Origin of the sequence: Bradyrhizobium yuanmingense, assembly GCF_029167105.1 — a bacterium.
Classification (GTDB): domain Bacteria; phylum Pseudomonadota; class Alphaproteobacteria; order Rhizobiales; family Xanthobacteraceae; genus Bradyrhizobium; species Bradyrhizobium yuanmingense_A.
This window is the reverse complement of sequence record NZ_JARFML010000073.1, coordinates 1-13,392: the sequence shown is the minus strand read 5'-3', so window position 1 is coordinate 13,392 and position 13,392 is coordinate 1. Positions and strand designations below refer to the sequence as shown.

The window sequence follows — 13,392 nt, the reverse complement described above, 5'->3', positions numbered from 1 at the left end:
CCCCGCTCGCGCTGCGCGCGACCCTCCCCCTCCAGGGAGGGTAAGTGAGCCTGCGCTGCGCGGTGCGCACCCTCTCAACCCCCGGTTCCCCGATACCGGAACCTCACCCACCCCGAGATTAAATTTCGCATTGCACCCGCCTGCCGCATTGCGATGCACAATGTTGACATGATAGGCAGCCATAGTGCTGGGCGCTGGGCGAGCCATCTCATCGTTTCGCGTTTCCAGTCTTCGTACCCGCTCAATGCGCAGGGCCCACGGTGGGGGCCGGCGGGCGCGCCAGAAGGCTCACTCCATTTTTCAATTAGCGTGAGGGACCAACATGACAGGTGCGACTGATCCGTTTTCTGCCTCGATCATCCCGTTCGAGGTTCCCGAGCAGGTGCGTGCATTCGCCGAGAAGGGCGCGGCGCAGGCCCGCGAGAACTACGCCAAGTTCAAGGACGCCGCCGAGACCCACAACGGCACCGTCGAGGCCGTGTTCACCTCGGCCTCCAAGGGCGCGAGCGAGTACACCGCCAAGCTGGTCGAGTTCATGAAGGCCAATTCGAGCGCCCAGCTCGACTTCGCCCAGCAGCTGTTCGGCGCCAAGTCGCCGTCGGAAGCGATGGAGCTGTGGACCGGCCACGCCCGCAAGCAGCTCGAGACCTTCCAGGCCCAGGCCAAGGAGCTGGTCGAGCTCACCCAGCGCGTCGCCAATGAGACCGCCGAGCCGATCAAGGCCAGCGCCTCGAAGTATTATCCGCCCGCCGCCTGAGCGGTGAGTTTGGTGTGAGATGTGCGAAGCCCGGGCCCGAAAGGCCCGGGTTTTTCTTCGCCTCTCCCGCTTTCGCATGCGGACATCCAGGAAGGTCGTCATGCCCGGGCGCGTCCCGGGCATCCACGTTCTTGGTGCCGCGGGGAAAGGCGTGGATGGCCGGGACAAGCCCGGCCATGACGATGTGGGAGCTAGAACGCCCCAATCGCCAGCGTCATACGCGATGGTCTCCCCACCGCGTCCAATTTCCCTGCACCGAACGCAATTTCACCCGGTTTTTCACCCCATTGCGGCCTTGCCAAACCGGGCCGTTGCACCTAGTTTCCGCCCCGTTCAGCCCCTCAGGCATCAGGCCTTTTCAGGCAGCCCAAGGCGCGGCTCGCAAGGATGCAGTTGTAGCTCAGTTGGTTAGAGCGCCTGTCTGTGGAACAGGAGGTCGGTGGTTCGAGCCCACCCAACTGTACCAGCGAAATCAGTAAGTTATCCTAGCCTTCGCTCGAAGCCCACGACTACTAGCTACCATGTAGCTACCGCGCTGACGGAAAGGCAGTCTGGCTCTAAAAGAAGTCATTCGTAATGACGGGGTCATAGGTCAAGTCTGTCCCGAGCGACCTTGAACAAACCCCGCCGGCGGTCGAGACGCTGGCCTATACACACTACGTGCTCGACGCAGGAACGGCTGGCACTCAGGGTGGCGCTTGCCCCCTGTGTGTGGGTACGCGGAGATCGCAAAGCGACTCGCCTCGCGACCCGATGCGGCCGCTGCGACGAACTGCTATCGCGTTTGGATCGCCGAGGACGCCGGCGCGCCGTACCAAGAGGTCGCTGCAAAAGCGCGGGCGCACACGGAGCATCTCGCCGATCTCTACGCCACGCCGGCCCGCGAGGCAGAGCTGATTGCGATCTTCAAGGAAGCCACCCCACTCGAGGCAGACTTCTGGGAGATGGACTGGGGTGCGGGCCAGCGTGTTAGAATAGCCCTTTCGGCAATCATCAGGCTCATAACCTGAAGGTCATAGGTTCAAATCCTATCCCCGCAACCAAATTACTGAATGAAAAGAAGGCGCCTCGCTTCCACGAGGCGCCTTTTTCATTCCAAATACCCTAGTGCAGTTCTAGGGTAATTTGACGGGCGGGAAGCTCCAGCTCTATCAGCGCGGCAACAGCCGATTCTGGCAGGCACGCGCCTCCGTTGGTAAAAAACAGCGCCAGTTCAGCACCAAACAGGAATCCTTCGAGCAGGCCTCCAAGGTCGCCGAAGACTGGTTTCTGACCCTCACGGCCAAGCAGCGCGTCGGGGTTCTCGATTCCGGCCCGACGTTCAAAAAGGCCGCCGATCAGTTCCTCAAGGAATATGGTGTCATCACCGAGGGGGAGCGGAGCGACAAATGGACGGAGAGCCACGCCATCCGTCTTCGGCTGCATCTCGTACCGTTTTTTGGGAGCCTCCCCCTGAACAAGGTCACCCCCGGCAAAGTGCAAGAATACCGGGTTCACCGGATGACCTCCTTCAACGAGGTGAACCCCCTTTCCAAGAGTAAGCACAAACCGCGGACGAAACCGCCGTCACGCAGCACCCTCCACGATGAAGTCGTGACCCTGCGTATGGTTCTAAAGACGGCGATCCGGCATGGGTGGCTGGAATATCTGCCGGACCTGTCTCCCCCTTATAAATCGCAGGGCAAGATCACGCATCGACCCTGGTTCAGCCCGGAGGAATACAAGCAGCTCTATGAGGCGGCGCGTACCTATGCGAAGGAGCCCGCACGCAGCCATTACAGATGGAATGCCGAACAGGTCTATGACTTCATCCTGTTCATGGCGAATACCGGCCTTCGTCCCGACGAGGCCTTCAACCTTCAGCACCGCGACGTGACGATCGCGAGCGACGACAGCACTGGCAGTGAGATCCTTGAAATCGAAGTGCGCGGCAAGCGCGGCGTCGGTCATTGCAAGAGCATGCCTGGCGCGGTGCGCGTTTATCAACGCATCAAGGCGCGGCCGAAGCCGATCCAAGCTGAGACCCGCCGCGCCAGACAGCAGCGGAACAAGGAAGGGGGAGAGCCACCGCCACCGCCCGCGGTCGAATACCCGAAACCAACCGACCTTCTCTTCCCTGGCAATCACATCAAGCTGTTCAACAATCTGCTCGATCGAACCGAGTTGAAGTTTGATCGCGATGGAAAACCTCGAACGGCCTACAGTCTTCGCCATACCTACATCTGTATGCGATTGATGGAGGGGGCAGATATTTACCAAATCGCCAAGAACTGCCGCACCAGCGTTGAGATGATCGAAAAGCACTATGCCATCCATCTGAAAAATACGTTGGATGCCTCGGCAATCAACGTCTTGAAACCCAAGGCAAGAGCAAGAAAAAAGGAAGTGGCGGCGATCAGCCGTGCTGAATCTCAAGACGATCTTTGACGTTCGAACCGCTTGCCGGTGAGCCAGGCGCGCCCCTTGCGGGTAGCGCCCTTCGGGCTTGGCCCCTTCTCTTCTGGCCTTGGGCCAACGATCGTCTCTAGCCGCAGAAAAATTGTATCCGGTCGAAATGATAGGCTCTTTCCGGTTTCGGCCCCTCATGCAGAGTGTTGCGGTGGGGTGCGCAGGCCAAACTTGAGTGCTCGCAGGAAACCCGCCATGCAGAACTGCTCAAAGGCGGGGAAACTTCGCGAGTGGCAATTCCGAGCCGAGCCGCACCGCCGCACGGCCAGCGGAAGGTTTGCAGTCCCTCTGCCCGCACAACGTTTCTGAAGCGCGGATTAAACCATCAAAATTTAAGTGGATGTGTGGCTCGCGTGACTGCAGCGCATTTGTTACGGCACGACTCTTACGAACATGCAAATCGGTAACCCGCTTAGCCCGAATACCACGACCTTTTCGGTCAGCCCGGCAGAAAAACCGTCGTCGTGGTCAAAGCCTTTTTTGGGTATACTAAGATCAACACATTGAACGTGGTGCTAAAAGCTTCGGCTATGCATTCGTGCGCTTGGCCATTCAGATCCGTCATCGAAACCGTCGTTGGCTTTGTCATCCGCCTACCAACAGGCAACACGCGACCGAGCAAATGCTTGAGAGTGATGACATCCTCGTTCGGCCTTCCGAACCGCATCAGAAACGATGCAGACGCCTCAATCCTGCGAACCTGAGCGCGGGCTCCGTTCTCGCTGCAGAAGGTAATCGGTTCAAGAACGTAAACTACGCAGGCGCGGTGATGCGTGCGGGCGAACTCACGGCAAGACGCATAGATTGATGCGCCGAACTTCCCAGCGAGTTTCATAGGTGTCTTGATTTCGAGCTTATGGTCTGCTGCCATATCTCTATACCCATCGCCCTGAAACAAGACGAAACGGGCGAAGTTGTTCGCCTCGCGCTCGAACAGGTCGGAAATCTCGGGGTCTAGCGATTTCTCGCAATCTTGAAAGATTCGGAATAGTTTACGATGTGCAGGCAGCTCATGATGGCCTGCTTCGTGCAACTTCAAAAAGTTCTGTTTCGATTCAGCGACATCGTGGTCAATGTGAATTTCGCTTCCGGTCGCATCGTAAATTCCAAAAACCTTGGATATTGCGGATTTCAGCGCGATTGCTGCGGATTCTGCCTTGCCAACCAGAAATTCCATAATGCGGCGAGGGTCGAAAGCGCCTGCGGGCGCAACCTTTAGGTTCGCCGCTGCAAGGATGTCTGCGATGGGGGTAGGATGCACGCCCCATCCAGAAGCACGATCAAGGGCGCGCCGTGCGGCTAACTGCACGGCGCGCAATTCACCGGGGTGAAGACTGCTATCGTCAGCTTTGGTCACCCAGTTTCCTTCCTACTTCTTACTTCGTAAGAAGCCCAGGTATTCGACCAGCTTCGCTTCTTCTTCTGGTGTTAGGTTGTGTTCGGCAAACGTCGCGATACGGCCATGCCTCTGTTCGTCGCCGCGGCGAGAGCGCGTAGGTACGACGTAGCCCGCCCGCTCCATCAGATCCTCGTAACTGATGTTGTAGAGTTCAGCGAGCGAGTTGAGGATATTTGGATTGGGTCTCTTGATTTGGTTGTTTTCGATTTGGCTCAGATACGCATTGGACACGACTTTGTTCGTCGCTTTCTCCACATCGCGTTGAGAGAATCCGCGATCGTCTCGAATTGAGGCGAGATATTGTCCAAGCGTGAGTTTAATCTCTCCCCCCACGCTCCTCTTTGCCATGTGCCCGCTCCTCTAAACGCGTTGATTCTACTTACTTATTTGTAGCCTAAAATGCTTAGAATGTCAAGCATGCAAAGAGAATGCTTGACATTCTTTGCATGCCGCATTACCTTATCGTCAGACACCTGGCACTGGGCTGGGATGAGGACGAAAGGTTTAGAGCTCATGAAAACTGTTGATGCAGGCGGCCAGCGCCGCGATGAAAATGCGCAGCATACAGCCGCACGGCGTACTGGGTCGGACGGTAAGTTCTTCACCAAGGTCAACGGCGTCGAGGTGAAGTTCTCGGATGCTTCCCCGAAGGGGGAGCGCATCCTCGACAGGGCCGGGTTTCAACCGGTCAGCATGCACGTACTCATCCAGTTGATGCGGCACAGCAGCCGTTCCATCGGCCTGGACGAGACCGTCGACCTCAGCGCCCCGGGAACGGAGGATTTCCGCGCCTTCAAGAGCGACCGGATCTTCCGCTTCGTGCTGAACGACCACGGCTTCGAATGGGGTATCGCCAGTATTACGGAGCCTGAACTCCGGGAGATTGCTCATGTCCCGGACGACTACGTGGTCGTGCTGGAGCGCGACGGTGACTATATCGAACTGAGCCCGGCCGACGTGCTGGATCTCAGCAAGCCGAGCACCGAACACCTGCACACCGAAAAGCGTCTCATTACGGTGTTCTTCGAGAATGAGCCGCGGGAAATTTCCCGGGGTATCTACACCACGGAGCACCTGAAAAAGCTCTTCGGGGTGCAGGAGGGCTACATTCTCGAATTCATCGACCGTGAAGGCAACCTCACGCCGCTCAAGCCTAACGCCAAGCTGCGGGTGAAGGATGGCATGCGGTTCTTCGAGCAGGTGCCCTGCGGAGCGTCGTCGTGAGCGACACGGCGCAGGAATTCGCAAACCTCAAGGCAATGCACGCCGGCGCCGTCCTCCTCAAGGAGGGCGGTCAGCCGGTGGCACTGCTACCCGGATTCGGATTCACGGCGGGCGGTCAGACGTTGCGCATGGATCTGCTGCTCGTGCCTTTTGCGCACTCTGGTTACATCACCCGCCTGTTCTTTGAGCGTCAGATCGCAGGGCGGGGTTCGAACTGGAATGAGCACCGCGTTCTCGAACGAAATTGGTGGGCGCCCTCGTGGAACCACGTACCAGCGACAATGCGCTGGACGCAGATGCTGACGGCGCACCTGAGGGCTGTCGAATGAAGATTCATTTCAAAATCACGCGTGCTCTGGCAGATACGGTGCGGATTGACCTGCAGCGGCCGCATTCCTTCGCCTATGAGCGCGTTGGCTTCATCGCTGCCGGTCTGGCCGCGGCGCATGACGAGCTACTGATTCTCGCCCGCGAGTATCGACCGGTGCGCGACGACGAATATCTGCAAGATCCGAACGTCGGCGCGATGATGAGCGGCGAGGCCATTCGTCGAGCGCGGCAATGGGCCATGAACGATGGCGTCGCCATTTTTCACGTGCATTCGCATGGTGGCCGCGGCATTCCTGGCTTCAGCGGCACCGACGTGCGTGAAAACGCGAAGTTCATTCCAAACTTCCTGTCCGTTGCCCCGCAATGTGTGCACGGTGCTGTCGTTCTCAGCGACACGGCCGCCATCGGGCAGGTGTGGCTCGATCGCAAATCGCCACAACCATTCATCAACGCCTTCACAGAAGTCGGTTTGCCCATTCGCAGTTGGAGGGCCGCATGAGCCGCCTTGACCGTCAAAGCTTTCTTGGGCCGAACAGCGACGCCATTCTCGAAGCCGCCACTATTGGTATCGTCGGCCTCGGTGGCGGTGGCTCCCATGTTGTCCAGCAGACCGCCCACATGGGGATCGGCGGGTATGTCAATGCTGATCCTGATATCATCGAAGATACTAACACCAACCGCCTGATCGGCGGAACGCTCACCGATGTGGCGGAAGCGCGATCGAAGGTTTCGATTGCCGAGCGCCTGATCCGTGGCTTGAAGCCGAATGGTCGCATTATTTCCGTCAAGGCTGATTGGCATCATGCCGTTGAAGATCTCAAACTATGCGACGTCATCGTGGGAGCGGTTGATGGGTTCCGTGAGCGAGAACAGCTCGAACGGTTCTCACGACGGCATCTCATCCCGTACATTGACATTGGGATGGACGTTCATGATCTAGGCAAGAAGGGCTTCCTCGTAAGCGGTCAGATCATTCTTTCCACGCCGGGTGGCGCGTGCATGCGCTGCTGTGGTTTCATTACGGACGAACGTCTCGAACAGGAAGCGAAGCTGTACGGAGCTGCAGGAGCGCGGCCCCAGGTCGTCTGGTCAAACGGCGTACTCGCATCCACCGCTGTCGGCCTTCTCACACAAGTGCTCACGGCATGGTATCCGAACCCCCCGTCCTTCGTGTTCTTGGACTACGACGGCAACAAGGGCACGATTTCCCGCAACCAACGCCTGGAGTTGTTGAAGACCCATGTTTGTCCGCACCATCCGTCCGACGAGACGGGCGACCCGCTCTTCGATATCCGACGGCAGGTCTTTAAGCCGCGACCTGTGATGAAGCCGGAACGGGGCTTTTGGCGTCGGCTCTGGGATCGGCTTTCACGCAAAATTTGACCGCTAGCGGGCACGACTTGCTTAAAAGCCGCATAAACAAAATTCGTCCACAAGTAAACTATTGTTATTACTATTGTATTTTAAGATGCGGGCGACTTTCAGTTTCCGTTTTGCAAACTCGTCCACTCGTCCTACGGTGAGATGTAGCCATCCTACCGCGTCGAAAGTGGAAATGACCCGAGAAAACAACAAGACGAATATCGAAGCCGATTTTCTCCAGCTCGCGAGGATCGCCCTTTCCGGCCGGACGCAGGATGTGCAGGTCATCCTCCGGCGCGCGGCAAAGCGTTATCACCCCGTTGTGCCCGAATTCGCTGACGCCTTGACGACCCTTCTGCACGAAGCTCCCTCACAGGCTTCGCCGCTGCGCAAGGCCGATATACCCCTTCCGGTCGACTTAGATTCTCGCCTTCACTTGATGCGGGTCGAGACGGAACCCGTGCTCGATCACGAGCCGATATTCGCACCGCAATTGGAAGCGCCGCTAAGACAAATAGTCGAAGAGCGTCGCAACCCTCAAGTGCTGGCGCGCGCTGGCCTTGATCCGACACGGGCAGCTCTGTTTGTCGGGCCACCCGGCGTCGGCAAGACGATGGCCGCCCGCTGGCTCGCCCGCGAGTTAAAGCGTCCCTTGCTAATTCTGGATTTGGCGGCTGTGATGAGTAGTTTGCTCGGTCGCACGGGAAGCAATCTTCGGCACGTCTTGGAGTACGCAAAGAGCATTGATTGCGTACTGCTTCTTGACGAGTTGGACGCAATTGCGAAGCGTCGTGATGACCGAGGCGAAATAGGCGAACTCAAGCGCTTGGTTACGGTTCTGATTCAGCAGATAGACGACTGGCCATCGTCCGGCGTCCTGCTCGCCGCCACCAACCACCCAGCTCTACTGGATCCAGCCATTTGGCGGCGGTTTGAAATGCACATTGATTTTCCGCTTCCTGAGCCGGAGGCAATCGCGCGGTTTGTCGATGGTACGCTCGCACCCTATTTCCCTGCGGTCAAAGACTGGCGCGAACTTCTAGCTCTTGCGTTCGGTGGTCGTTCATTCAGTGACATCGAGCGCGACTTGGCAGCCGCCAGAAGAAGTGCCGTCCTAAGCAACGTGCCTCTTGAAGAGCAGTTGGCGAACCTGCTTACCCATAAGTCCATTGCAAGGACCAAGCGAATTCAGTTGGCAACATCCATCGTAAATCGCGGTCTTTTGTCTCAGCGCAAGGCGCGCGAACTCACCGGCGTCGCAAGAGATACCATCCGAAGCCGCACATCGGCGAAGGCGACGCGGGCGAAACCAAAGAAAGGGAAACGCGTCACATGACCAAGCGCAATTTCCTTCTCGGCAAAGGCGAACGGCTCGTTGAGAACGTCGCTGGCGTACGCGGAGGCGCACCGAAGAGCCACCCCTATACATTCGCCGAAGCGCGCACTCGTGTTAGTCCAATGCTCACGCGCGTAGTGCGCAGCATCGACCAACTGCCTGAAGAAGCTTGCCCCAATGATCGCGCGGTTGCCACCGTAACGCTCAATCCAGAATATATCGCCAAGTCCTATTTCCCGACGAAGCTATTTGAATCTCTCGGATTGGAGCCCGTTGGCAGTCGTCCCAAGCGCGTCACGCCGGAGAAACGCTCCAAGGGTCGCGAGCCTGAGGAGACAATTACGACTGAACTGTTTTTAATGGGGCAGCGGTCGGCCTTTCGGTCATGGCGGAACTCGCTGCCGCAATGGAACGAAGAGAATGCTTCTGCCCGCGACCTGACCACCATCGAACAAGTCGCAGCTCCAACTGCGCGCGACAAGATTAAGGGGCGCCTCCCCAACAAGGGCGAAATTGTTTTTGAGGCAGTGCTTCACAACGACGCCGGCACCGGTCGTAAGGGGGTAGTCTCGCTATTTGAGGACTATCTTGAGGAGATTGGTCTCGGTCAGACACTTGATCGTCGTTTTTCGGCTGGGGGGCTTTCTTTCGTTGAACTCGAAGCGCCTGTCGACCTTGCTGATCGCATCGCGACCTTCACGCCCGTTCGTGCATTGCGGCAGATGCCCACGCTGCGCATGCTGCGACCGACATTTCGATCTTCCCGCGTGCCCATGGAAGACATCGCCCTTCCCAAGAAGGGACCCATGGATCCTCATATTCGTGCGGCCATCTTTGATGGAGGCGTGCCCAAGGGCCACCCGATCAACAGATGGGCGAAGGCCATTGAGCCTCCCGGCATCGGGGACACAATTGGCAATTTCCAGAAACACGGCGTTGGTGTCACATCGGCCTTTCTCTTCGGTCACATCGATCCGAAGAAGCCGCTTCCGCAGCCGTATGCGCCCGTCGATCATTACCGCGTCCTCGATACTGCGCCGGGACAGAATCCACACGAACTCTACGAAGTTCTCGGACGAATCGATCAGGTCTTGATCGAGAAGAAATACGATTTCGTCAACTTCAGCATCGGGCCGCGGCTCCCCGTCGAAGATGACGATGTTCATGCATGGACTGCGGTCATTGACGACCGCCTCTCGCGCGGAACAACGCTCGCTACCATTGCCGTCGGCAACGATGGGGACAGCCCCGATGCGGACCTCCAGCGCATCCAAGTTCCCGCCGACTGCGTGAATGCACTCGGTATTGGCGCATGCGATAGCCACGAAACTCCGTGGCAACGATGCGCGTATAGCTCGATTGGGCCGGGCCGCAGTCCCGGCGTCGTCAAGCCGGATTTCCTCGAATTCGGGGGTACCTTGGAGCGCCCATTCATCGTTGTCAGCGAAGCACTTGCGGCGGGGCTTGAAGCAACGGAGGGCACATCTTTTTCAGCGCCTTCGGTTTTGCGCTTGGGCGCGGGCGTCCGTGCTCATTTTGGAGATAGCCTAAGCATGCTGGCAATCCGCGCGCTCCTGATTCATACCACAGAGCCTTGTGAATATCCGTGTGAGGACGCCGGGCGCGGCCGGGTGGCAAGGAACGTGCGGGACATCGTGTTGTGTGATGACGACACTGTTCGCGTCGTCTATCAGGGAACAATCAAACCCACTCGCTACATACGCGCCGCTATTCCTGTGCCATCTGGCCTTATTCCCGGCAAGGTCACAATCACTGCAACACTCTGCTATCCAACCGGTGTGGACCCGCATCATCCCGGCAACTATACCCGCGCGGGTTTGGAACCAACGTTCCGTCCACACTCCCAGAAACGCAAAGACAAGAAGCAAGTTCATGCAGATTCGAAAAGCTTTTTTGGCAAGACTCAAAGCGGATTGATAGAAGACGAACTACGCCGCGACAATTGGAAATGGGAGAATTGCCTGCATACGAGCGTTACGTTTATGGGCAAATCCTTGCACAATCCAATGCTCGACATTCACTACAATGCGCGCCAGGACGGGAAAGATTTCTCTCCAAAGGACGAGCTTCCCTATGCATTGGTGATCAGTGTTCACGCCAAAAATCTCGGAGATCTGTATGATAGAATAGTACGCAAATATGCGCGGCAGCTTGAAGCATTGCGTCCCGTCGTTGAAATTCCTGTTGCGATCTGACGCTGATTGCCGCTGTTTCCGCAGCCGGCTCGTCCCATTCTGATACGCGCCCTTCACAATCCTTCGCAGCTCCAAACTCGATCGAAGGCACCTCCTTCAGGCTTATCCGAGCGCGGTCTGGAGCCTTTGCACGAACTGTAGGATAAAATGAAAGCGCCGTTTTCTTCGCATTCTTGTCTCTCGCGACGGCAACATTGCCAACGCGAATACGCAACACAACGATCTGTCATTCGCATTGCCGGCGCGGTCACACGCGCGAGCCTGATCTATATGAGAATCGATCATCCATGCGAAGGAGCTTGTATTCAATGAGCCAAAACGTTGTTCCGCCCGGCGTTCTGGAATTTCGTGAACGCCTGAAACGGCTCAGCGAGCCGCGAAGCACCATAGCCGAGCGGACCAAAGCCTTTCTTGCGTGGCTCGGTTCGCCAGTGGCATGGCTCGCTTTGTTTATCTCGGCCGCTACTGCCTACTACAACATTTTTTACTATGTCGACGAAGTTCGTGTATCGATTGATGAACTTCCGATGGTCTTCTTCAACAAGGAGGCAAACGTGTTCATGGTGACAGGGCCGAAGTCCTTTGCCTTCGTAAACACAGGGACCAGGGCAATTCTGATCCAAAAGGTGGAGCTGGATTTCAATCAACCTCTTGAGAAAGAAACGGCGCGTGTGCCGTGCAAGGTCGGAGGGATCTGGCGCGGGCTCGATCTACAGTTTGCCCCGACTGTTCTGAAGCCGGGCGAAATCAGTGCGGTGCCGGTCACGTCCAGGCTGGGCAACAATCTCGTCTACGCGCCTCAAGTCAAGTTCGATGAATTGAAGCAGAAGCATCCCTACATCGATAGCGTAATCGATGTGCAGGGGAACAACGCGAGCGTCCAGACAAGCGAAATGACTTTGGACTCCTGCCTGAGATTCGTGATCATTACCCCTGACGGAGCCATGGATCAGGTAAGAATGCATGTCGCGAACTATACTGTGAATAAAAGCAGCCCGCCGCAGAACAGCGCAGGAGCTTCCTATCAGTTCAATCCTGATAGCCCTGTGAGTCTTCTTCGTGCGAGCTCGTTCCGCTCCAAAACCGAGTGAGCTGTCCCATTACTGTCTCTGCGCTTGAGCTTTTTCGTAAGAGAGTGGCGAGATCGGTTTTCGACTAGGTGATGTATTGCTATCCCGGTGAAAGGGTATTGGCGCGCAGCGCGAGACGGATTACGGCGAGATTAGTGAGTATCACAGCTCGTTGAGGAGCGTTATCGGGAAGATTTTTGATGGCCTCCAGCATGCGCGCGTAGAGAGCCATGAGTTGCGCTCGCGGCAGATGCCGCAGACCGGCGGGATTGAGATATTCCATGTGACCTCCTGTTTTCGACCGCGTGATTGCGGTCGTGCGCAGGACGGGCGCCGCTCATGGCCGGCGGCATCGCTCGCAATTCCTTGCGAGAGATCGAAACAATGTGGAGAAGGCTAGCGCTTAACGCAGCCTTGCCGCCCGGAGGCCACGAGGCGGCGAATAACGCAGCACGAAAGACCGCATAAAGCGGCAGAAAGGAGGATCAGAAATGGAAACATCTGAACCTGCCGACTCTCCGGCTCATGAAAGCGACGAAACGGCGCGCATGATCGACTACGCCCAAAAGCTGCTCGATACCGCCATCGAAGTTGTTGGTGCCGCGCAAGTCACGGCCGATTCAAGCTGGGCGCGTAACCCCAAAGTGGTGGCGCTGACGCTTCTTTGCCGAAGCCTGTCCAATTTTCGAGCAGCTTTGCTGCTTGCGCAGCAGAGGCACGTTATGGAAGCACGCGCGCTTGTTCGCTGCCTCTATGAGAATCAGCTCTGGATTGGCGCGCTTCGCGAACGAGGCGGCGTTTTTGTCGAAGAGATGATTCAGGACGAAGCCTACAACAGAAACGCCCTGGCTACGCTGACGCTCAAACTCACGAGCAAACACGGCGGTGACGTGAACAGCGGCGACAGCCTGACGCTGCGCGATATCGTCAAGGATCACGCAAAACGCTTTCCTCGACAGAATGAGCTCCAAGCCGCGAGGACTGCTGCGGCCGGCGTCGTCGAGCTTTCCTATGTGGAGTATATGCGTTTCTCGCTCGATGCTGTCCACTGTTCGGTGACCGCGCTTGGCCGCCATCTCTCACATGAAAAGACAGACGCCGGCATCGAATTGCTCGTCAGCGTGTGCTGATTCCGCTCGATGTCGCCCACCATTCCGGAATGATCTCGCCCACCATTCCGATTTGATGTCGCCCACCATTCCGAGATGATCTCGCCCACCATTCCGGGATGATGTCGCCCGGGGTGACGA

Annotated in this window: 13 protein-coding genes, 2 tRNA genes and 1 pseudogene; 13 read left to right on the top strand and 3 right to left on the bottom strand. The window is 57.3% G+C overall.

What is annotated here, in order from left to right; genetic code table 11:
- Positions 1–322: 322 nt before the first annotated feature.
- The 5 genes and pseudogenes from P0R31_RS39720 (at position 323) to P0R31_RS39700 (ending at position 3,184) form a co-directional block, all read left to right on the top strand.
- On the top strand, positions 323–757 hold the full coding sequence (locus tag P0R31_RS39720; protein ID WP_275520760.1) for a phasin: 435 nt from the start codon (positions 323–325) through the stop codon (positions 755–757).
- 389 nt (positions 758–1,146) lie between these two features.
- Positions 1,147–1,223: transfer RNA gene (locus P0R31_RS39715), tRNA-His, on the top strand.
- Between the two features lie 137 nt (positions 1,224–1,360).
- Positions 1,361–1,728, top strand: a pseudogene (locus P0R31_RS39710) (thiaminase II); the annotation flags it as partial.
- Positions 1,713–1,800: transfer RNA gene (locus P0R31_RS39705), tRNA-OTHER, on the top strand. The pseudogene P0R31_RS39710 and the gene P0R31_RS39705, both read left to right, overlap by 16 nt.
- 82 nt (positions 1,801–1,882) lie before the next feature.
- Entirely contained in the window at positions 1,883–3,184 is a 1,302-nt protein-coding gene (locus tag P0R31_RS39700) for a tyrosine-type recombinase/integrase (protein ID WP_275520757.1), read from the top strand.
- A gap of 460 nt (positions 3,185–3,644) precedes the next feature.
- Here P0R31_RS39700 and P0R31_RS39695 read toward each other — a convergent pair whose 3' ends face one another.
- Positions 3,645–4,562, bottom strand: coding sequence for an ImmA/IrrE family metallo-endopeptidase (locus tag P0R31_RS39695; RefSeq protein WP_275520755.1), 918 nt, complete (start codon positions 4,560–4,562; stop codon positions 3,645–3,647).
- Positions 4,563–4,574: 12 nt separating this feature from the next.
- The gene (locus P0R31_RS39690) at positions 4,575–4,952 is read right to left on the bottom strand and encodes a helix-turn-helix domain-containing protein (protein WP_275520753.1); all 378 of its coding nucleotides are present in this window, start codon (positions 4,950–4,952) and stop codon (positions 4,575–4,577) included.
- A 165-nt stretch (positions 4,953–5,117) separates the two neighbouring features.
- On the opposite strand from P0R31_RS39690, the gene P0R31_RS39685 reads away from it, so the two are divergent.
- From P0R31_RS39685 to P0R31_RS39655, 7 genes are all read left to right on the top strand, one after another.
- Positions 5,118–5,828 (top strand): multiubiquitin domain-containing protein, encoded by a 711-nt coding sequence (locus P0R31_RS39685; protein ID WP_275520751.1) that lies wholly within the window; start codon positions 5,118–5,120, stop codon positions 5,826–5,828.
- Complete coding sequence (locus tag P0R31_RS39680; RefSeq protein WP_275520749.1) at positions 5,825–6,157, top strand: hypothetical protein; 333 nt, start codon at positions 5,825–5,827, stop codon at positions 6,155–6,157. Before P0R31_RS39685 ends, P0R31_RS39680 begins: the two co-directional genes overlap by 4 nt.
- A complete protein-coding gene (locus P0R31_RS39675; protein ID WP_275520747.1) occupies positions 6,154–6,657 on the top strand; it encodes a hypothetical protein in 504 nt (167 codons plus the stop codon). The genes P0R31_RS39680 and P0R31_RS39675 overlap by 4 nt, the downstream gene beginning before the upstream one ends.
- Complete coding sequence (locus P0R31_RS39670; RefSeq protein WP_275520746.1) at positions 6,654–7,541, top strand: ThiF family adenylyltransferase; 888 nt, start codon at positions 6,654–6,656, stop codon at positions 7,539–7,541. The genes P0R31_RS39675 and P0R31_RS39670 overlap by 4 nt, the downstream gene beginning before the upstream one ends.
- Before the next feature lie 172 nt (positions 7,542–7,713).
- The gene (locus P0R31_RS39665) at positions 7,714–8,856 is read left to right on the top strand and encodes an AAA family ATPase (protein WP_275520745.1); all 1,143 of its coding nucleotides are present in this window, start codon (positions 7,714–7,716) and stop codon (positions 8,854–8,856) included.
- Positions 8,853–11,072, top strand: a complete 2,220-nt coding sequence (locus tag P0R31_RS39660; RefSeq protein WP_275520743.1) for a S8 family peptidase — start codon at positions 8,853–8,855, stop codon at positions 11,070–11,072. Before P0R31_RS39665 ends, P0R31_RS39660 begins: the two co-directional genes overlap by 4 nt.
- Before the next feature lie 308 nt (positions 11,073–11,380).
- Entirely contained in the window at positions 11,381–12,163 is a 783-nt protein-coding gene (locus tag P0R31_RS39655; RefSeq protein ID WP_275520741.1) for a hypothetical protein, read from the top strand.
- 79 nt (positions 12,164–12,242) lie between these two features.
- Here P0R31_RS39655 and P0R31_RS39650 read toward each other — a convergent pair whose 3' ends face one another.
- Entirely contained in the window at positions 12,243–12,425 is a 183-nt protein-coding gene (locus P0R31_RS39650) for a hypothetical protein (protein WP_275520739.1), read from the bottom strand.
- A 208-nt stretch (positions 12,426–12,633) separates the two neighbouring features.
- Here P0R31_RS39650 and P0R31_RS39645 point away from each other — a divergent pair, with 208 nt between their 5' ends.
- Complete coding sequence (locus P0R31_RS39645; RefSeq protein ID WP_275520737.1) at positions 12,634–13,272, top strand: DUF5677 domain-containing protein; 639 nt, start codon at positions 12,634–12,636, stop codon at positions 13,270–13,272.
- Positions 13,273–13,392: the final 120 nt, after the last annotated feature.